This window comes from Streptomyces sp. NBC_01306, assembly GCF_026340465.1.
Classification (GTDB): Bacteria; Actinomycetota; Actinomycetes; order Streptomycetales; family Streptomycetaceae; genus Streptomyces.
The window spans coordinates 609051-628766 of the sequence record NZ_JAPEPC010000001.1 but is presented as its reverse complement, the minus strand read 5'-3'; the positions used below and the strand labels follow the sequence as shown (position 1 = coordinate 628766).

At 71.7% G+C, this 19716-nt stretch carries 21 protein-coding genes; 12 read left to right on the top strand and 9 right to left on the bottom strand.

The window, feature by feature from the left end; all coding sequences use genetic code 11:
• Nucleotides 1-42: 42 nt before the first annotated feature.
• The 4 genes from OG385_RS02695 to OG385_RS02680 form a co-directional block, all read right to left on the bottom strand.
• Entirely contained in the window at nt 43-876 is an 834-nt protein-coding gene (locus OG385_RS02695; RefSeq protein WP_266851468.1) for a hypothetical protein, read from the bottom strand.
• A gap of 229 nt (nt 877-1105) precedes the next feature.
• Complete coding sequence (locus OG385_RS02690; protein ID WP_266851466.1) at nt 1106-1858, bottom strand: phosphatase PAP2 family protein; 753 nt, start codon at nt 1856-1858, stop codon at nt 1106-1108.
• Entirely contained in the window at nt 1855-2460 is a 606-nt protein-coding gene (locus OG385_RS02685) for a phosphatase PAP2 family protein (RefSeq protein ID WP_266851464.1), read from the bottom strand. Before OG385_RS02685 ends, OG385_RS02690 begins: the two co-directional genes overlap by 4 nt.
• Entirely contained in the window at nt 2457-3116 is a 660-nt protein-coding gene (locus tag OG385_RS02680) for a DedA family protein (RefSeq protein WP_266851462.1), read from the bottom strand. Before OG385_RS02680 ends, OG385_RS02685 begins: the two co-directional genes overlap by 4 nt.
• A gap of 242 nt (nt 3117-3358) precedes the next feature.
• Here OG385_RS02680 and OG385_RS02675 point away from each other — a divergent pair, with 242 nt between their 5' ends.
• The 6 genes from OG385_RS02675 to OG385_RS02650 all read left to right on the top strand — a co-directional run bounded on the left by OG385_RS02675 (nt 3359) and on the right by OG385_RS02650 (nt 9716).
• Nucleotides 3359-3802, top strand: coding sequence for a phage holin family protein (locus tag OG385_RS02675; protein ID WP_266851460.1), 444 nt, complete (start codon nt 3359-3361; stop codon nt 3800-3802).
• Nucleotides 3803-3997: 195 nt separating this feature from the next.
• Nucleotides 3998-4294 carry a hypothetical protein gene (locus tag OG385_RS02670; RefSeq protein ID WP_266851458.1) on the top strand — a complete coding sequence of 99 codons (297 nt, stop codon included), beginning with the start codon at nt 3998-4000 and terminating at the stop codon, nt 4292-4294.
• Entirely contained in the window at nt 4291-5154 is an 864-nt protein-coding gene (locus tag OG385_RS02665; RefSeq protein ID WP_266851456.1) for a universal stress protein, read from the top strand. Before OG385_RS02670 ends, OG385_RS02665 begins: the two co-directional genes overlap by 4 nt.
• A 633-nt stretch (nt 5155-5787) precedes the next feature.
• Complete coding sequence (locus OG385_RS02660) at nt 5788-6555, top strand: FAD:protein FMN transferase (protein WP_266860576.1); 768 nt, start codon at nt 5788-5790, stop codon at nt 6553-6555.
• A 489-nt stretch (nt 6556-7044) separates the two neighbouring features.
• Nucleotides 7045-8847, top strand: coding sequence for a gamma-glutamyltransferase family protein (locus OG385_RS02655; protein WP_266851454.1), 1803 nt, complete (start codon nt 7045-7047; stop codon nt 8845-8847).
• 41 nt (nt 8848-8888) lie between these two features.
• A complete protein-coding gene (locus OG385_RS02650; protein ID WP_266851452.1) occupies nt 8889-9716 on the top strand; it encodes an inositol monophosphatase family protein in 828 nt (275 codons plus the stop codon).
• Between the two features lie 9 nt (nt 9717-9725).
• Here the strand turns inward: OG385_RS02650 and OG385_RS02645 are convergent, their stop codons facing one another.
• The 3 genes from OG385_RS02645 to OG385_RS02635 are packed head-to-tail and all read right to left on the bottom strand — an operon-like array spanning nt 9726 to nt 11363.
• Complete coding sequence (locus tag OG385_RS02645; protein WP_266851450.1) at nt 9726-10370, bottom strand: cysteine hydrolase family protein; 645 nt, start codon at nt 10368-10370, stop codon at nt 9726-9728.
• On the bottom strand, nt 10354-10875 hold the full coding sequence (locus OG385_RS02640) for a flavin reductase family protein (protein WP_266851448.1): 522 nt from the start codon (nt 10873-10875) through the stop codon (nt 10354-10356). Before OG385_RS02640 ends, OG385_RS02645 begins: the two co-directional genes overlap by 17 nt.
• The gene (locus OG385_RS02635) at nt 10872-11363 is read right to left on the bottom strand and encodes an ester cyclase (protein ID WP_266851446.1); all 492 of its coding nucleotides are present in this window, start codon (nt 11361-11363) and stop codon (nt 10872-10874) included. Before OG385_RS02635 ends, OG385_RS02640 begins: the two co-directional genes overlap by 4 nt.
• 304 nt (nt 11364-11667) lie before the next feature.
• Here OG385_RS02635 and OG385_RS02630 point away from each other — a divergent pair, with 304 nt between their 5' ends.
• From OG385_RS02630 to OG385_RS02610, 5 genes are read left to right on the top strand one after another with little or no spacing between them, the layout of a single operon-like run.
• Complete coding sequence (locus tag OG385_RS02630; RefSeq protein WP_266851444.1) at nt 11668-12846, top strand: LLM class flavin-dependent oxidoreductase; 1179 nt, start codon at nt 11668-11670, stop codon at nt 12844-12846.
• On the top strand, nt 12843-13445 hold the full coding sequence (locus tag OG385_RS02625) for an amino acid synthesis family protein (RefSeq protein WP_266851442.1): 603 nt from the start codon (nt 12843-12845) through the stop codon (nt 13443-13445). The genes OG385_RS02630 and OG385_RS02625 overlap by 4 nt, the downstream gene beginning before the upstream one ends.
• The gene (locus tag OG385_RS02620; protein ID WP_266851440.1) at nt 13442-13993 is read left to right on the top strand and encodes an amino acid synthesis family protein; all 552 of its coding nucleotides are present in this window, start codon (nt 13442-13444) and stop codon (nt 13991-13993) included. The genes OG385_RS02625 and OG385_RS02620 overlap by 4 nt, the downstream gene beginning before the upstream one ends.
• On the top strand, nt 13990-14769 hold the full coding sequence (locus OG385_RS02615; protein ID WP_266851438.1) for an alpha/beta fold hydrolase: 780 nt from the start codon (nt 13990-13992) through the stop codon (nt 14767-14769). The genes OG385_RS02620 and OG385_RS02615 overlap by 4 nt, the downstream gene beginning before the upstream one ends.
• Complete coding sequence (locus tag OG385_RS02610; protein WP_266851436.1) at nt 14741-16246, top strand: aldehyde dehydrogenase; 1506 nt, start codon at nt 14741-14743, stop codon at nt 16244-16246. The genes OG385_RS02615 and OG385_RS02610 overlap by 29 nt, the downstream gene beginning before the upstream one ends.
• Before the next feature lie 30 nt (nt 16247-16276).
• Here the strand turns inward: OG385_RS02610 and OG385_RS02605 are convergent, their stop codons facing one another.
• Nucleotides 16277-17050: a GntR family transcriptional regulator gene (locus OG385_RS02605; RefSeq protein WP_266851434.1), complete on the bottom strand. Its 774-nt coding sequence runs from the start codon at nt 17048-17050 to the stop codon at nt 16277-16279.
• A 203-nt stretch (nt 17051-17253) separates the two neighbouring features.
• Here OG385_RS02605 and OG385_RS02600 point away from each other — a divergent pair, with 203 nt between their 5' ends.
• Nucleotides 17254-18798 carry a cytosine permease gene (locus tag OG385_RS02600; RefSeq protein ID WP_266851432.1) on the top strand — a complete coding sequence of 515 codons (1545 nt, stop codon included), beginning with the start codon at nt 17254-17256 and terminating at the stop codon, nt 18796-18798.
• A 38-nt stretch (nt 18799-18836) separates the two neighbouring features.
• Here the strand turns inward: OG385_RS02600 and OG385_RS02595 are convergent, their stop codons facing one another.
• Nucleotides 18837-19640, bottom strand: a complete 804-nt coding sequence (locus OG385_RS02595) for a nucleotidyltransferase domain-containing protein (protein WP_266851430.1) — start codon at nt 19638-19640, stop codon at nt 18837-18839.
• Nucleotides 19641-19716 lie beyond the last annotated feature (76 nt).

Genomic DNA, 19716 nt, shown 5'->3' with positions numbered 1-19716 from the left:
CAGCGACAACGCCGGAGCAGGCTGGGTCATTCCGGCCGGAAGTCAGTCGGCCGGGGCCGCGGCCGGTGCCTCCGGGGTGTGCCGGCGCTCGCTGACGGCCAGATGGTTCACCAGGATCACGATCGGCACGAGCAGGGCCAGGCTGACCGGGCCGGTGCCCCAGCCGAGACCGCCGTGGTGCGCGGACGCGCCCATCCAGTCGGCGAACGAGGCTCCGAGCGGCCGGGTCAGGACGTACGCCCACCAGAACGCGGCCACCGCGTTGAGTCCGAGGAAGCGCCTGCACAGCGCCGGGACCGCGATGAGGGCGGCGAAGAGCACACCTGACGGGAAGTAGCCCAGGTGCAGGGTCCCGGCGGTGAGGTCGCCGACCGCGGTGCCCAGGGCGAAGGTGGCGAGCACCGTCGCCCAGTAGAAGCCCTCACGGCGACGGGTGCGGATGCTGTGGATGGAGAGGGTGCCCTCGGACGCGTACCAGGTCATCAGCACGGCTGCCAGGGCGACCGCGAAGCCCGCGGCCGAGACCGCGTAGGGGACGCCCACCACCACATGGACGACGTCGGCGGCCATCGTGCCGAAGACACTGACCATCACGATCGCCGACCAGTAGGTCCAGGCGTTGTAGCGCGTCGTGCGGAACTGGAGCACCAGCAGCGCCACCAGGCCGGTCAGCCCGAGGGCGCCGGCCAGGACCGGGCCGAGCACCCGGGCCAGATAGTCCGACGCCGTCTCTCCCATCCCGGTGGTCAGCACCTTGACGACCCAGAACCAGACCGTCACCTCGGGTACTTTGCTCCACCCGGGCGCAGTCCGTCCCCGCGGGCTGCGCACCGCGTGCGCCGGTCCGACGGCCGTTCGGCCCACTGGCTCTCGCATGGTTCTCTGTCACCCCTCCGGGCGCCGGGCGCCACGTCAACTGCCGTCCGGGCGCTCCCGGTCCGGTGGAACCCGACGGCCGGCGGTGCAGGCCGGCCGTCGGGCGTCTACAGCACTGTAGACGGTGTGGCTGTGGGGCGCACAGCCGGGGCGGTGGGCTCTGTGGTCTCGGCGGTCTCGGCGAGACGGAACGGCTCGGGCGGCCGGGCGCCGTCGGCTGTGAACCCGGTCAGCCTGCCGGTGAGCCGCCCAGCGAACCCGCGGGCCCGTCGGCGCCGTCCCACGAGCGGTGTGCGGGGGCCTCGTCCCGGAGGCGGGCGGTGTCGTCGTCCGGTGCGGACGGCACGGCGGGGCAGAACCGGACAGCCAGCCGGAAGCAGACGCAGAGCCAGCAGAGGGCGAACAGCCAGCCGCCGACGACATCCGTGGACCAGTGGACCGCGAGGTACACCCGGCTCAGTCCGACCAGCACGGCCCAGCAGCCGATACCGGCCGCGATCGTCCTCCTGCCGTGTGTCGCCCGCAGCAGTACCGCCGCGACCAGCAGCCCCGCCGTCACGGCCGACGTGGTGGTGTGCCCGGACGGGAACGACCAGCCCGTGGCCTGCGCGGCCCAGTCGCCGACGGGCGGGCGCGCCCGCGCGACCAGCGACATCACCCCGTACCGCGCCAACTGCGCCAAGCCCAGACAGACCAGACAGGCGACGGCGGCGGTCACCCGCCGCCGCACACCGCGCCCGGCGATCACACCCGCCAGCACGGCCAGCAGATACGGGACGACGCCCGTACCCGTGTCGGTGACACCGCGCGCCGCTGCGATCGCGACCGGCGGCCGGTGGTGCACCGACCACGAGAGGAGCCCGCGGTCCGTCAGCAGCGGGGCGCCGTGGTGTCCCGCCACCACCAGTGCCAGCAGTACGAAGGCCACCAGGGTCCCCACCGCCACCGACACGGCCAGGTCGGCGGCGGCCCTGCGGTTCACGACGAGACCAGCAGCGGCCGCAGTCTGGTGTCCGTGAGCCGCCTCGCCAGGGCCTCCGGCCGTCGGCGCAGGGCCGTCGCGAGCACCAGCGCGACCAGCGCGCCCACCAGCGCGCCGACGGCGACATCGTGCGGGTAGTGGGCGCCCACCCAGACCCGGGAGGCCGCCATCGCGACCGCGCAGACCAGGGTGGTCACGCCCAGCCGCCGGGAGACGAAGAGCAGGGCCACCGCCGCCGCGAAGGCGAGAGCCGCGTGGTTGCTGGGGAAGGACCAGTCGCCCGGTGCCGGGCACGCCTCCAGCGTCGTCACATGCAGGCTCTGACACGGCCGGTCCTCGCGTACGACCAGCTTGACCGCGTCATTGACGCAGTACGCCAGCACCACGATCACCGGCACGGCCAGCGCCATCAGCCCGGCGGTGGCGCCCTCCCGGCGTGCCCGCCACCAGCCGGCGAGCATCAGCACGGCGAACAGCGCCAGACCGTACCCAGACCAGGCCGAGACGGCCGAGTCCAGCCACCCCGGGGCGCGATGGGCCAGGTCCACCGTGTCCGTGTAGAGACCGCCGTCGATCGACGATCCGTCGTACGCGAGGTTCATCCACTGGCTCCGTCGGTGCGCGGGCGGTTCTTGCGGGAGCGTCGCAGCTCAAGGGCGAGGGGCAGCAGGGACACGACGACGATCACCGCGACGATCGGCAGCAGGTAGTGGTCCACGTTCGGGATGGACGACCCCAGTGCGTATCCGGCCAGCACCAGGCCCTGGCTCCAGATGAGCCCGCCGACCACCTGCCAGAGCGTGAACGTCCTGGCCGGTACGGCGAGCGCGCCCGCCATCGGATTGAGCACCGTGCGCACCACCGGGACGAAGCGGGCGAGCACGATGGCCTTCGCATGTCCGTACTTGCCGAGCAACTCCTCGGCGCGGGCCGCTCCCTTGCGCAGATGTTCCGAACGGCTGCGGGCGAGCAGGGCGCCCCCCGCCTTCCGCCCGATCAGATAGCCGCACTGTGCTCCCGCGAGCGCGCCGACCGCCGACGCGAGCAGCACCATGGGCAGCGACAGCTTCAGGGAGCCGGTGGAGCTGCCGGTGCAGAGCAGCCCCGCGGTGAACAGCAGGGTGTCGCCCGGCAGGAAGAAGCCGACCAGCAGGCCGGTCTCGGCGAACATCACCACGGCGATTCCGGCCACGCCGAAGGCGGTCAGCACGGACTGCGCGTCGAGGATGTTCACCGCGAGTGTCGAGGCTGTGAGCAAGGTTCCGGCCTTTCAGGTCGGACGGGGGACGGCCCGGACCGGGGCGCCGCACCGGAGGGCCGTGCGGTCCTGGCCAGGGGCGGCGGACCACATCGAAGTGACTGCGGTTCAGTCGACGGTCTACGTAACTGTAGACGATAAGGGGCCGCGGTCATGTTTACATCCCGCTCAAGGCCCCCAGGGGTTCCGCCGTGCGCGCCGCCGGCGGACGGCGGGGTGTGATCCCGGGGTAGGTTCCGTTCATGGAGCGCGATGAACGGCCGGCCGCAGCCGCTTCGAGGTGGCTCGTCCGCACCACGGCGACCAGGTACTTCGCGCTGGCGGGAATCTTCTTCGTCTGGGCGTTCATCTGGCTGGCCTGGGCGCCGAAGCCGTACGCCTGGATCGCCACCGTTCTGTGGATCGTCATCGCCGCGGTCTTCGCCGCCCAGGGGCTCCGCCTGCGCAAGCGGGCGCAGGCCGCCGAGAAGACGGAGGGGCCCGGCGGCGGTGGTGGCGGCGAAGAGGCCTCGCCCGGTGTGACCGGCGGGGGCGGCCGGTCCGCCGCGCGGCGGACCCGGGCCGGACGCAGGCCGGCGCAGCCGGTCCACCGCCCGCACCACCGGATCCCCCCTCGCCGGGACCTGCACAGGCGTCCCCCGCGCCGGCGGGAGCACGGGCCCGGTACGGGAGACCACCGGCCGTGAACCGGGCGGCGGCGTGACCCGGCTGCGGTCCTGCCCCGTGCGCCGGCTCCGCCCCGTGCGTCCTTTCCGTGTTTCTGGCCTTCCGGAGGAAGCATCTTGCGGGAGGGGCCGGGTGGCGCCTGCCGAAAGACGGCAGCGAGCGCACCCTGGATGTGTGGCTGCGGTTCGGCGGTTACGGCGAAAGGGAGCGAGGACATGGATCACCGAAGGATCAGTGAACTCATGACCCGCGATGTGATGAGCGTGCGGACCGATCCACCGGTCGAGGAGATCGTGCACGACGTACTCACCACGACGCTGGGTTTCGCGCCGTCCGACGTCGCCGTCGAGGCCAGTGAGGGGGAGGTCCTTGTGCGCGGCACGGTGGACGACAGCGGTCCGGCCCCCGTGCTGACAGGGCAGTGGACCAGCGTGGACGGAGCCGTCTCGGTCTCCGAGCGGCTGAGCTACCGGACGGACCCCGACCGTGCGGGAAACGGAGCGATGCCATGAATGCGGTTGTCACGGTGGGGCTGGACGGCACCCCCGAGTCACTGTCTGCGGCGCTCTGGGCCGCTCAGGAGGCATCAGCGCGTGGCGCGACGCTGCGGCTGCTGCACGCCTGGGTGATGCTCGCACCAGAAGGGGATGCGCAGCAGTCGGAGAACGACCCCAACTACTGGCCCAAGCGGATCGTGTCCGATGCACGCGACGCAATCGGGCAGCGCTTTCCCGACCTGCGGGTCTACGAGGACCTGGTCGCCAGGGAGCCGATGGACGCCCTGCTGGAAGCGGCCACGGAGTCGCAGACGCTGGTTCTCGGTTCACGCGCACTGAGCTCGCTCACCGGGTATTTCCTCGGCGACATCGGTATGCACGTCCTTGCGCGGGCCGAGGTTCCGACGGTCCTCGTACGGGCCGGGGAGGATACGGCCCCGATCACGGAGGACGGTGATGTGGTGCTGGGGCTGAGCCTGCGACGTCCGTGCGACGAGCTCATCGAGTACGCCTTCGACGCGGCGATCCGACGAGACTCCACCCTGCGGGTGGTGCACGGCAGAAATCTGCCGCCATCGGCCTACAACCGGGGCGGACTCGACCCGTACCTGTCCCATGAACTGACTCGCGAGGCGCAGCAGGATCTCACCAGGACGCTCAGTCCATGGCGCGGCCGGTTCCCCGACGTGCGGGTCGTGGAGAGTGTGCAGATGGAGAGCCCGGCGCGCGCCGTCGTGCGCGACATCGCCGGTACGGGACTGCTCGTCGTCGGCCGTCGGGTGAGGCATCGACCGTTTCCCCGTCGTATCGGTCATGTGCCGTCGGCGGCCGTGCACCACGCTCCGTGCCCGGTTGCCGTCGTCCCCCACACCTGACTTCCCGGAAAACCTGGCAGGGCAGTCCGAGGAGCCCGGGAACGAGGCGCCGGGCGCCCACTCGCAAGGCGGCCGGGCGACGCTCACCGCTACGGGGAAGAGGCGGGGTCTCTGCTCGGCAGGGCCTGACGGGCGCATCTGATCCGAACGGCTCGGACCCCATCACGCACAAGGCGCGGGGAGCGCGTGATCCCTCCCGGGCGAGAAGCGCTGTTCACCAAAAGCCTGAGTTCGCGGTGCTTGGCGTGCAAGGGGTCGGCCGGCCCCGGGACCGGCCGTGGGTGTCCACCGCGCCGGGCAGCCTCCTCGAAGGCGACGGTGAACGGGCTGCCGCTGCGGGAGCCGCGTCTCAGAGGTTCCTCTGAATCCGCTCTGAGGGCCTGTCGGCGGGGGTGAATTCAGAAGGTTCACAGAAGTTGAGCTGTGAGGCTGGCCATCCACGGTCGGAGCGAGCCCAGTCTGAGCGAGTTCCCTTTGGAGGTGCCTCATGACCAGCACATTCGTCCGCCCCGCACACCCCTGCGGGCGCCTCGTCGGGCCCGTCCACGGGGACGGGTACGTACACCGGCCCCGGCTGCACCGGACAGGGCCGGCGCCACATCCAGTCCCTCCGGAGGGCTCCGGACCATGACGATGCATGACACCGCACGCGGACTGCGCCACGTCGAGCACGTGATGGGCACCGCCTTCTCCTTCGACATCCGGGACGAGCCCACCCCCGCCATCCACCGCGCTCTCGCCGAGGCCGTACGCCACCTCCACCGGGTCGACGCCGTGTTCTCCACCTACCGGCCCGACAGCCACATCAGCCGCCTCGACCGCGGAGACATCTGTCTCGCCGACTGCCCGCCCGAAGTCCCTGAGGTGCTCTCCCTCTGCGCACAGGCCACCGGCGACAGCGACGGCTGGTTCAGCATCGTCCCCGCCGGTGTGCTCGACCCCTCGGGCCTCGTCAAGGGCTGGGCCACCGAAGCAGCCTCCCGTCTCCTCCACGAGGCCGGTGCACGCAACACCTGCGTCAACGGCGGCGGCGACCTCCAACTCCGCGGCCAGGCAGCCCCCGGCACCCCGTGGCGCATCGGCATCGCCCACCCTCTGCGCACCGGCGACCTCGCCACGGTCGTCACGACCCACCACGACCTGGCCGTCGCCACCTCCGGCACCGCCGAACGCGGCGCACACATCCTCGACCCGCACGACGGCGCCCCGATCACCACCTTCGCCTCCCTGACCGTCATCGGCCCACGCCTGACCACGACCGACACCTACGCCACCGCCGCCTTCGCGAGAGGCGAGGGCGCCCGGGACTGGCTGGAGACCCTGGAGGGCTACGAAGCCCTCGCGATCCTGCCCGACGGCCGGGAATGGCGGACCACGGGATTCAGCGGATACGGATCATGAAGCCGGAGGCAGGCTCCTGACTGACCGTGAGCACCCCGAGCGCTATGGGCGCGTACCACAGTCACCCGCTACGCCCTCGCGGATGCTGGGCGGGCTCTTGCGGACCTGGCCGCCGGCCGGGTCGACGGCGCGACCGCCGTCCTGCTGTCGGACTGAGCGCACCCGCGCCGGGCCGAAGCCAGGGGCACATCTCGACGCGGGCCACTCCGTGCTCCTGAAGGGCGGCCGGGCGCGCCTGGTGGATATGCCGGAATCTGTTGCGGGCGAGACGGCCGAGCACGCCAACCCTGCCCACAGGGGAGGTTGAGCCATTCCGCTGCGGGCCACACTTCGTGCCCGCAGCGGGTAGCAAGGGGTGACGGGCAATCGATAGCCTGCTCGGAGATGAGGTGAACAGGCCGGCGGGACCGAACTCCCCAGATTCCTCCCAGGCTCGATGGTGAGCCGTGGTCGGTTCGTTCACAGGCGTAACTAGCAAGGGAACGTGCCATGTTCACCACTCGGCCGACTCTGCAGGGCACCTTCGGCATGGTGTCATCCACCCACTGGCTCGCCTCGCAGTCCGCGATGGCCGTTCTGGAGGACGGCGGGAACGCCTATGACGCCGCCGTCGCCGCCGGTTTCGTCCTGCATGTCGTCGAGCCGCACCTCAACGGGCCGGCCGGCGAGGTGCCCGCTGTCATGGCCCCGGCCGGCGGCGAGGTCCGGGTGCTCTGCGGGCAGGGCCCCGCCCCCGCCGGCGCGACCGCCGCGCACTACCGCTCGCTCGGTCTCGACCTGGTCCCCGGCACCGGACCGCTGGCCGCCGCGGTGCCCGGAGCCTTCGACGCCTGGATGCTGCTGCTCCGCGACCACGGCACCAAGTCCCTCGCCGACGTCCTGAAGTACGCCATCGGTTACGCCGATGACGGACACGCGCCCGTCGAGCGGGTCGGCCAGACCGTCGAGACCGTACGGGAACTCTTCGAGACCGAGTGGCGGTCCTCCGCCGACGTGTACCTCCCCGGCGGCAGGTCGCCCGCGCCCGGAGAGCTGTTCCGCAACCCCGCGCTCGCCGCGACCTGGCGCCGGCTGATCGCCGAGGCCACCGCTGGATCGCAGGACCGGGCCGGCGAGATCGACGCCGCCCGCGCGGTCTGGCGCGAGGGCTTCATCGCCGAGGCGCTGGTACGCCAGTCGCAGCGCCCCACCCAGGACACCAGCGGCGCCCACCACACCGGCACCCTCACCGCGGCCGACCTGGCCGGCTGGTCGGCGTCCTACGAGGCGCCCGTGACGTACGACTGGAACGGCTGGACCCTCTGCAAGGCCGGCGGCTGGAGCCAGGGTCCCGTCTTCCTCCAGCAGCTCGCCCTGCTCCCCGAGGAGCTTCCCCGGTACGGGTCCGCCGACTACGTCCACCTGCTCGTCGAGGGCTGCAAACTGGCGATGGCCGACCGGGAGGCCTGGTACGGCGACGCCGGGGACGTACCGCTCGGCACGCTCCTCTCCGACGCGTACAACGCTGAGCGCCGCGCCCTGATCACCGGCGAGGCCTCGCACGAGCTGCGCCCCGGCAGCCCCGACGGCCGCGCGCCCCGGCTCAGCAGGCAGGCCACCGCCGTGGCGGCGGGCGAGCCCGGATTCGACGCCCTGGGAATCTCCGCGGCGGGGGCGGGCGAGCCGACCGTCGCCAAGGACGGCGCCACCCGTGGCGACACCTGCCACCTCGACATCGTCGACCGCTGGGGGAACATGATCTCCGCGACCCCGAGCGGCGGCTGGCTCCAGTCCAACCCGGTGGTGCCCGAACTGGGCTTCCCGCTCGGCAACCGGCTCCAGATGGCCTGGCTGGACGAGGGACTGCCGAACTCGCTCACCCCCGGCTGCCGTCCGCGCACCACTCTCACCCCCTCACTCGCCCTGCGCGACGGTGTGCCGGTGCTCGCCTTCGGAACGCCGGGCGGCGACCAGCAGGACCAGTGGCAGCTGCACTTCTTCCTCGCCGTCGCGCTGACCGCCACGGTCCGCGGCGGCCTGGACCTCCAGGGCGCGATCGACGCCCCGAACTGGCACAACGACTCCTTCCCCAGCTCCTTCTACCCGCGCGCCATGCGGCCCGGCAGCGTCACCGTCGAGTCGCGGATCGGGGAGGGGGTCATCGCGGAGCTGCGCCGCCGCGGGCACGACGTCACCGTCGGCGACGCCTGGTCGGAGGGGAGGCTGTGCGCGGTCGCCCGCGATCCGCGGACCGGGGTACTGAGCGCCGCTGCGAACCCGCGCGGTATGCAGGGTTACGCCGTCGGTCGCTGAACCGGTGCGGTCCCTTCACCGGGGTGTGCTGAGATGGAGGCATGACCGAACAGCTTCTGGCCAGGGATTTGACCGAGGTCGAGGCGGTGGTCCGCGAGGCGGCCGCCGCCGAGATCCTGCCGCGTTTCCGGCAGCTCGCCGCGCACGAGATCGCCGAGAAGAGCGGTCCGCACGACCTGGTGACGGTGGCCGACCGCGGCGCCGAGGAACACCTCACGGCCGCCCTCACCGCACTGCTGCCGGGCTCGGTGGTGGTCGGTGAGGAGGCCGTGGCGGCCGACCCGTCCACGTACGAGGCGATACGGGGCGACGCGCCCGTCTGGATCGTCGACCCGGTCGACGGCACCCGCCAGTTCGTGCGCGGCGAAGCGGGCTTCTGCACCCTGGTGGCGCTCGCCCACCGCGGCGAACTCCTCGCCTCCTGGACCTACGCCGCGGCGCTCGACGAGATGGCCGTTGCCGTACGGGGTGGTGGCGCCCGCCTCAACGGGGAACCACTCGTGGCGGGCTCACCCGCACCCGGCGCCGAACTCCAAGTGGCCACCTCGCACCCGGACTTCACCACACCCGAGCAGAAGAGCTCGCTGCTCGCCCTGCGCACCGAAGGCATCCGCACCAGGCCGTGCGGTTCGGCGGGCCTGGAGTATCTGGCCGTCGCCGGGGGGACCCTCGACGCGGTGGCGTTCAACTGGGAACTGGCGTGGGACCACGCGGCAGGTCTGCTCCTGGTGGAGGAGGCGGGCGGCGCCCATCTGACGCTCACGGGCGAGCCGTTCCGCGTCACCGGCGGCAACGCGCTGCCGTTCACAGCCGCCCGCGACGCGGCCACGGCCCACCGGGTGCGGCAGTTGCTGGCGGCGGGGGCCTGAGGCGCGGACTCACTGTCGCGGGGCCGCCTCTCCGGCCCCGGTCAGGGAGCGCGCCCCGGCCACCTCGACCATGGGGGAGAGCAGACCGAGGAGGCGCAGGGTGTCGCCGTGGCTGCGGTCGTCGGCGCCCGCACAGGCGTCCGCCACGACCGTGACCGCCCGCCCCGCGTCCGCCGCTGCCAGGGCCGTGGCCAGGACGCAGCAGTCCGTGGCGACACCGCACAGCACCAGCGGGGCGCCGGCGGTGAGCGCCGCCAGCTCCTCGCCCCACTTGCCGAATGTGGGCAGCGAGACCACCGGTGCTCCGTCGGGGAGCTGCCGCGTGAGCCCCCACAGCGGCGAGCCGGGCGGCCGGCGCATCGTGCTCCAGCGGTCGTAATAGCGGGCCCACTGGCCAGGTTCGGCCGGGTCGGGTACGAAGCGGGTGTGGACGGTGCGGCCGGCGAACCGCTCGCACAGCGCGTCGATGACCGGCTCGATCTGGGCGTAGCGGGGCACCGACCACGCGCTGCCGGGCTCGGCGAAGGCCCGCTGCATGTCGATGACGACGAGCCAGGGCGCGGGCGCGGAGTCCCCGGCCCGACCGGCTTGTTCCCCGGCCCGACGGGCTTGTTCCCCGGTCTGTCCGGCGGCTTGTTCAGAGGGCGGCGGCATCGAGCTGCCCGCCGTCGTAGAAGCCGCCCGCGCTGTAGATCAGGGGCGGCCGTTCGGAGTGGGCGGCCTGGGTGACCCGTCCGATGAAGATGGTGTGCGTACTGGTCTGCAGGCGTTCCTGGATCCGTGCCTCCAGTACGGCCGCACTGCTGTCGATCAGCGGCGAGCCGTGGGCCCCGGCGGTCCAGCGCAGCTCAGCGAACTTGTCGTCGCCCTTGCCCGCGAAGACCGTCGCCACCGGCAACTGGTCGGAGGCCAGGATGCTGATGCCCATGTGGTCCGCGCGGAAGAGCGGTTCATAGGTGGATGAGGTTCGCTGGACGCAGACCATGACCAGCGGGGGGCTCAGCGAGATGCTGGAGAAGGCGTTGACGGCAAGGCCGCGCGGACGTTCGCCGTCCATCGTGGTCACGATGGTGACGCCGGTGATGAACTTGCGGTGCAGCCCCTTCACATCGGACTCGGCCACTTCCGCTGCCGGCCGGTTCTCGGCGGTCGTACTCATGACGCCACCACCGATCGTGCGTGACGCCCCTGGGCCTCGGCCGCCGCCTGCGCGGGAGCCTCGGCCCGCGCGCTGTCCAGCGGAATGATCCCCAGGGCGGTCAGCAGCTGACGGGGGTCCCAGGTGACCCACTCCTCGGCGACCATGCCGTCCTCGATACGGGAGAACGTGGCGCCGGAGACCGTGACGGTTCGGCCGGTCGGCGGTACGTCCATCAGACGGCCGGTGTGCGTGCCCCTGCTGACCCAGCGGGTCGCCACGCGGTCCCCCTCGACCACGCAGTCCTCGATCACGGTGACCAGATCGGGGAAGCCCGCACGGCACGCGGTGATGTTGGCCTTGAGATCCGCCGCGCCCTGCGCGGTGCGCCCGTGCCGCCGGTAGCCGTCGGCCAGGACCGTGTCGAGTGCGTCGACCTCGCCGCGCTGCCAGGCCGCGCCCCAGGCCGCGGCGATGCGCTCCCTGATGTCGGTGCTTCCGGTACCCATACGTCGTCCACCGTGTCCTTTCCGGAGGAGCCGGGCCCCGGGGATGATCCGCCGGTCCCGCTCCGCCGTGCACTGCTCTTGTGTGGCAGGACGCTATGAACGCTCCTCTTGCATGTCAAGAGATCGCCCCGTTCTTGCTGTCTTCGCGGCCTCAACTCCGTTGTTCTGTACGGATATAGCGGCTATGCCACAGTGAAAGGGGCCGTTCTGAAAAACGTCATTCCGAGTCTTGACGACTGAAAGAGCGGACACCTACGGTCTGTTGTATGCCAGCAGCTGCTGGCCGGCACAGAGAGGCAGGTCCATGCGTTTCTCGATCTTTCACGCGCTCGGCGCTCCTGGGCAGCTCGGCGAGTACCACCGTCTGATGCGGGAGGCGCGCGAGTTCGCGGTCGCTGCGGAGGACGCGGGTTTCTGGTCGGTCTGGTACACCGAGCACCACTTCGGCCACGAGGGCCAGGAGCTGACGCCCAACCCCGTCCTGATGGGTACGGACATCGCCGCGCGGACCGAGCGCATCCGCATCGGCCAGGCCGCCAATATCGTCACCTTCTGGCATCCGCTGCGCCTCGCCGAGGACCTGGCACTGCTCGACCAGCTCTCCGGCGGGCGCGTCGAGGTCGGGGTGGGCCGCGGTCTTTACGGCCGCGAGGCGATGAACCTCAACCCGCAGGCGGACCCGCGCGACCAGGAGCAGAACCGTGCCCTGTTCGAGGAGACCCTGGAGATCCTGAAGAAGGCGTGGACCGGCGAGTTCTTCGAACACCACGGCCGCTTCTACGACTTCCCCGCCCCCGGCCTGAAGTGGAGCCACCCGCTCTCCCCGGCCACCGAGGACTTCACCACGGACGGTGAGATAACCAAGCTGGCCGTCACCCCTGCCCCGTACCAGCGCCCGCACCCGCCGATGTGGCAGGTCGTGGACTCGCCCCGGTCCATCGAGTCCTGTGCCAGGAACGGGATCCAGGGCATCCTCTGGCTGCCGCCGGTCTCGGCGCTCAAGGGACGCTTCGACCTGTACCGGCGGGCCGCCACCGAGACGACCGGCCGTGAGCACGCCCTCGGCGAGGGACTCGCCCTGGTCCGCGACGTCTATGTCGCCGACACCATGGAGCAGGCCAGGGAGGAGTTCCAGGAGGCGCTCCTGCAGACCTACCGGTGGGTCACGCACTGGCGGGGTCTGTCCAACCTCATGGAGGAGGGCGAGGAGCTGACCGATGAGCACGAGCTGAGCTTCGACTTCCTCCAGGACCGCAACCTGCTGGTGGGTACCCCGGACTACGTCGCCGAGAAGATCAGCGAACTCCAGGACGAGATCAACCTGGAGCATCTGATGCTCTGGACCACCCACCCCGGACTGCCGCACAAGCACGCCATGCGCAGTCTGGAGCTCTTCTCCGAGCAGGTGATGCCCCGCTTCACCTCGGAGACGGGCACCTCGGAGCTGAGCACCGCCGGGACGAGCGGCGCGGGCCGCTCGTGACCGTCATCCGGCGCATCGTCTCCTCCTGCGAGGACTTCGTCAGCGAACTGGGCGAGCCCGTCGCCACGACCGTCCGGCGCGGCGCCGTCGCGGTGGTCGTGCGCAACCCCTGGGCAGGCCGCGGCACCGTGCCCGACCTGTCGGCCGAGGCCCGCGAACTCGCCCCGGTCCTGGCCCGGGAGATCACTTCCCGACTGACCGCCATGCTCGGTGGCGCGGACGCCATCGAGTCCTTCGGCAAGGCTGCCGTCGTCGGCCTGGACGGCGAGAGCGAGCACGGCGGCGCCCTGATCCACACCCCGTACTTCGGCAATGTCGTCCGCGAGATCCTCGAAGGCACCTCGATCATCGCCTTCAGCGAGGAGCAGGCCCCGGCGGGCACCACGGTCACGGTCCCCATCTGGCACAAGACCGCAGCGGCGACCCGCTCGCACTACGCCGCCACCCGGATCAGGGTCCCCGACGGTCCCCGCGCCGACGAGTTGGTCATCGTCGCGGCGGCGGCCACCGGGCCGCGCCCCAACGCCCGGATCGGGGACCGGCGCACCGACCCCGTAGTGACCCTGGCGACCCTGGAAACCCCCGAGAGGACCCCATGAACATCCGTAAGATCGTCACCCTCGTGGACGAGATCCACACCGAGGGCGGCGCCCCCGTCGAACCCGCCGCCCGTACCGCTGTGGTCGCGGCCGTCATCGACAACCCCTGGGCGGGCCAGGGCTTCGTCCAGGACCTCGGCCCCGGTATCGAGGCGACCGCGTCCGAACTCGGCGCGCTGCTGGCCCCGTTGGTCGTCAAGGCGCTCGGCGGGACCGTCGAGGCCTACGGTAAGGCGGCCATCGTCGGCCTGGACGGTGAGACCGAGCACGGCTCGGCGCTGATCCACACGCTGAAGTTCGGCAACCACTTCCGGGACGCGACGGCCGCCACCACCCTGCTCCCCGCGGTGGAGAAGCGCGCCGGGGCGGGCGCGGTCTTCGACATCCCGCTGAAGCACATCACCGACGCCACCATCCGCTCGCACCACCAGACCATGGAGGTCCGCATCCCCGACGCGCCGCGCGCCGGTGAGATCGTCGTCGCGCTGGCCGCCGCCGCCCAGGGCCGCCCGCAGGCCCGCCTCGCGCCCCTGGCGACCGAGCAGTGATCGGCTACGAGGACCACGGCAGCGGCACGGACCTCGTGCTGCTGCACGGGGTCGGTCTCGACCGGCACATGTGGGACCGCTGCCTTCCGGCGCTCGCGGCCCGCCACCGTACGCGGGCCGTCGATCTGCGCGGCCACGCCGGTTCACCGCCGGCCGCGCCCGGGATCACCCTGGACGACCTCGCCACCGACGTCCTGGACACCCTCGAAGGCCCCTCCCACCTCGTAGGGTTCTCGCTCGGCGCCCTGGTGGCGACCCGGGCCGCCCTGCTGCGCCCAGCCGCCGTGGCGTCCCTGACCCTGGTCTCATCGGTGGCCCGCCGCACGCCCGAGGAGAGCCGGGACGTGGCCGGCCGGCTCGAACGTGCCCGGGAGGACTTCCCCGGCTCGGTGGACGCGGCGATCGACCGCTGGTTCACCCGGGAGTGGCAGGTGGCCGAGCCCGGCCTGGTCGAAGAGGTCAGGGCGACCCTGCTGAGCCAGAACCACGTCTCATACCTGGCCTGTTACGAGGTGTTCACCCGCGCCGACGCCGAGCTGTGGCCCCAGCTGCCGTCGCTCACGGTGCCGACGCTCGCCGTCACCGGCGGCGCCGACCCCGGCTCGACCGAGGCGATGACCCGGGCGCTGGCCGGCGCCGTACCCGGGGCGCGGGCCGCGGTCATTCCCGGCGCCCGGCATCTGCTCGCGCTGGAAGCGCCGGACCGGCTCACCGACGAGATCATCCGACACACCACGGAGGTGGACCGTGACCGCACCGCGGCTCCCGCGTCATGACCACTACATCAACGGCGCCTGGGTACAGCCCGCGAGCGGCGCCTATCTGCCCAGCGTCAACCCGACGACCGCCGAGGTCTGGTACGAGACGGCGCGCGGCGACGCCACCGACGCCGACCGCGCCGTCCGGGCCGCGCGCGCCGCGTTCGAGGATCCGGCCTGGCGCGATCTGACGGCGACCCGGCGCGGCGCGCTGCTGCGCAGGCTCGCCGAACTCATCGGCGAGCACGGCGAGGAACTGGCCCGTACCGAGACACTGGACAACGGCAAACTGCTCAGCGAGATGCGCGCCCAGCTGGCCAGCCTGCCGGAGTACGTGCATTACTACGCGGGTCTGGCCGACAAGGTGCACGGCAGCACCATCCCGGCCTCCCGCCGGGAGATACTCAACTACACGGTGCGCGAACCGCTCGGTGTGGTCGTGGCCATCACCCCGTGGAACTCTCCGCTGCTGCTGACCATCACCAAGCTGGCGCCCGCGCTGGCGGCCGGGAACACCGTCGTCGTCAAGCCGTCCGAGCACACCTCAGCCTCGCTGCTCCAGCTCGCTCCGCTCCTTGAGAAGGCCGGCTTCCCGCCCGGTGTCGTCAACGTCGTCACCGGTTACGGGGACGAGGTCGGCACGCCGCTGGTGGAGCATCCGCTGGTCGCCAAGGTCACGTTCACCGGCAGCACCCGCACCGGGTCGCGGATCGCGGCGAGCTGCGGCTCCCGGTTCGTCCGCACCACGCTGGAGCTGGGCGGCAAGTCGCCCAACATCGTCTTCGGCGACGCGGATGTGGCGAACGCGTCGGTCGGTATCGTCGCCGGAGTGTTCGCCGCCGCGGGGCAGACCTGTGTGGCGGGCAGCCGGGTCTACGCCCAACAGGCCGTCTACGACGAGGTGGTGGAGCGGGTGGCGGCGCGGGCCGACGCGATCCGGCTCGGCGACCCGCTGGACCCGGCGACCCAGCTCGGGCCGCTGGCGATCGAGAGCCAGCGCGACAAGGTGGAGGAGTACGTCGCCGTGGGCCGGGCGGAGGGCGCGGTGACCGTCGCGGGCGGCAGCCGGCCCGAACCCGGCGGGCTCGGCGGTCTTGACGGGTTCTTCTACCGTCCCACCGCCTTCGTCGGGGCCGACAACAGCATGCGGCTCTGCCGGGAGGAGATCTTCGGACCAGTCGTGGCGATCATGCCCTTCGGGACCGAGGACGAGCTGGTGGGGCTCGCCAACGACACCGACTACGGCCTCGCCGCCGGGCTGTGGACCCGGGACCTGGCCCGCGCACACCGCGTCGCGTCCCGGCTCGACGCCGGCACGGTGTGGGTCAACACCTACCGCTCGATGTCCCCGATGTCGCCGCGCTCCGGCTTCAAGTCCAGCGGGATGGGCGTGGAGCACGGGACCGAGGTGATGGGGGAGTACACCCGGCTCAAGAGCGTCTGGATCAACACGGACGAGGGCCCCGCCGACGACCCGTTCGTCCTGAAGTCCTGATGCCGGTCAGCCCTGAAGCCCTGATGCCGGTCAGCCGGGCTCCCCGCCGTCCGCGGCGGGAGCGGCCCGGTCGAGACCGTCCATCAGCGCCCGGTGGCTCGCCCGTACGTGCTCACGCATCACCCGCTCCGCGCCGTCCCCGTCCTTGGCCCGGATCAGTTCGAGCACATGGTGGTGTTCGGAGTCGGACCGGGTGGGGCGGCCGGGCTGCGCCAGCGAGGTGTGCACCAGGCGCGGGTAGGCGAGCTGGTTCATGAGGGTGCGGTAGTGGTCGGCGAGCTTGGCGTTGTCGGCGCCGCGCATCACCAAGTCGTGGAACTCGTGGACCAGTTCGGCGTAGCCCTCCTGGTCGCCACTGCGCACCGCGGCATCGGCGGTGGACAGATTGGCCTCCAGCGCGTCCAGTTCGGGGACCCGGCCGCGCTGGGCGAGCAGGCGCGCGGCGGCGCCTTCGAGCAGTTCCTTCATCTGGAACAGCTCGGTGATCTCCCGCCGCGACGGCGCGGCGACGAAGGTCCCCACCCGGGGCCGGATATCGACGAGCCCCTCGGTCTGCAACTGCTTCAGAGCCTCGCGCACCGGGGTGCGGCTGACGCCGAACGCCTCCGCCAGCACGATCTCCGACAGGCTGGTACCGGGGGCGAGTTCGCCGGAGATGATGCGGCCGCGCAGCTCGACGATCACCCGGCTCTGGATGCTCATACCGCTCAGCCGTTGCTTGCGTACGGCGGGGTTGCGGTCGGCCGGGAGCGCACCCTCACTCGAAGACCCGCTCGAAGACTCGCTCGAAGAAGTATCTTGCATGGCACGAACCTAGGGTGCTCTTCCTTGCAGCGTCAAGACGATATCGCGCCGCTGTCGCACCCCGGTGCACCCCTCTGCCCACCCGCGTAAGGCTGTTGGGCGGAGTGCGAACCGGCCCTTGCCGGAACCCTTGACAAGCACACATGGCACTTTCACTCTAACCACTGGCATACAACATGGCAGCAGTCTGTAGGAGGCATGGCATGGACAGTGACAAGCCCGCGCAGCAACCGCCCGACCTGGGGTACCGCGACAGCATCGCCAAGGTGGAGCCGTACGGCGTGGACCACATCCCCGAAGTGGAGCGCCACGGAAAGGCCGGCTCCCAGTTCTCCATCTGGTTCGCCGCAGGACTCAACTTCCCGATCATGCTGCTCGGTTTCAGCGCCGCCGCCCTCGGCCTGTCCATGACCGCCGCGGTCACCGCCATCCTCGCCGGGGCCCTGGTCGGCTCGGCCACGATGGGGATCATGTCCCGGATGGGGGTGCGCCTCGGCGTGCCCCAGCAGATGCAGGCCCGCGGCCCGCTGGGCTTCGTGGGCAATCTGCTGCCCGTGGCGTACATCAATGTCTTCGCGGGCGTCGGCTGGGCCGCCGTCACGGTCATCCTCGGCGGCAAGGCGCTCGGCGTCCTGCTGGGGACCCCGTTCTGGCTCTCGGCCGCGGTGCTGACCGCGCTCCAGCTCACCGTCGCCGTCTTCGGCTACAACATGATCCACTACCTTCAGCGGATCCTGGCCGTCGTGCTGTTCCTGCTCTTCACCCTGGTGACGGTCGTCGCGCTGTACCGGGGCGGCCACTTCCTGGCGGCCAACCCCGGCGCTCCGGGATACATCGGGTCCGCCGGCGGCTGGGTCACGCTCGGCGGCTGGTTCCTGGCCTTCCTCATCGCCTGGCTGCCGTTCGCCTCGGACTACTCGCGCTATCTGCCGGACAGCAAGCGGGTCAGCACCTCCGCCGGCCTGCTGACGGCACTGGGCAACTTCGTCACCCTGTCCTGGCTCGGCATCGCGGGAGTCGTCCTGGCCGGTGCGGCGACCAGCACCGATGACCCGATCCTGGCGCTGAAGGAACTCACCGGGCCGTGGTCCGTCCCGGCGATGCTGGCGATCCTGCTCTCCTCCTTCTCGCAGAACTTCCTCAACGTCTACGGCGGCGCGATCTCCCTCCAGACGCTGGGGCTGCCCCTCAAGCGCTGGCAGAGCGTCACCCTCATCTGCGCCGCCGCCTTCGGCGTCAGCCTGTGGGGAGCCGACGGGATCTACACGTCCTTCGAGGTGTTCCTCAACCTCACCGCCTACTTCATCGCGCCGTACGTGGCCGTCATCCTGCTCGACTACTTCGTCGGCCCGCGCCGCGACAAGGCGCGGATCTCCGAGCTGTACGAGAAGCGCCGCATCCTGGAGTGGGGCTTCGTGGCCTGGCTGGCCGGGGTCGTCTGCTCGGTGCCCTTCTGGCAGTCGGACCTCTACACAGGACCGGTCGCCGCCGCGCATCCCGGCTGGGGCGAGCTGACGTACTACGTGGGGTTCGCCGTGGCCGCAGTGCTCTACCTGCTGACCTACCGCCTGCCGCCGCTGTGGCACCGCCGGCCCGCCGCGCTGCCGGAACAGGGGGCCGCGGCGGAGCCGACAGCTGCCGAGAAGGCGACGGCGACGGCGCCCGCGCAGACGCAGGACACGGCGGGCGCGGAGCCGGGCCAGGACAGCTCCCCGGCCGCGGACCAGCACGTACCGGCCAAGCCCTGACGGGCCTCCGCCGCCCTGACTTCGGCCGGCCGGGCCCGTCAGCCGCCGGAGCCGAGCACCGCGCGCACCTCGGCCACCAGGGCGGCCGCCGCCTCCACGGCCGCCGGGTCCAGTGCGCGCAGCGCCGACGACGCCCGCTCGGCGAAGCCGGCCGGAGTCCGCGGCAGGGCGGCGGCCGCAGCCAGCGCGCCCTTCTCGTTGACGCACCAGACACGGTGGTGTGCGTGCAGGGACTGGGCAAGGATGCCGAAAGCCCGGGAGAGGCAGAGCGAGACATGCAAGGTGTCCCCGCCGCCCGCCGACTTGCGGGCCGCGGCCACCGAGAACTCCGCCTCCCAGGCGGCCGCCGTCAGCGCGGCGCGCAGCGGCTCCGGATAGCGGCGCGTCTCCTCGCGCAGCGCCGTCAACTCCCCGGCGGGATCGGCGAGTACGCGACAGAGCGCCACTTCCCCCGGGTACGCGGGGGACCAGAAGCCGAGCGGATGCCCCGGCTGGACGCCCACCTCGTAACGGCCCTCGCGACACTGCGACCAGACCCGCTGCACCCGGTCGAGGTCGCGCAGGATCCAGTCCACCGCCACCCCGCCGACCGTGAGCCAGGCGCCACCGTCCACCCAGGGGCCCCAGCCGCCGGGTCCTGCCACCTCGACGGGCCGGTCGGCCATGGCGCACGCGAGCGCCGTGAGGGCCGCTGTGTCCGGGGCGCCGCGGTAGTACAGGCCGAGATCCCAGTCGGAGCCCGGACGCTCGGCGCCCCGCGCGCGGCTTCCGCCGAGGGCTACCGCCGTGATGCCGGGGACGCAGCGGAGCTGCTCGGCCATGGTCTCGATCATCGGATTCATCAGCCGTGACGCTACCCCCGGCCGCACTGTCGGTGCGCGGGAATATCCTGGGGGTCTCTGGCCGTCGGCTGATGAA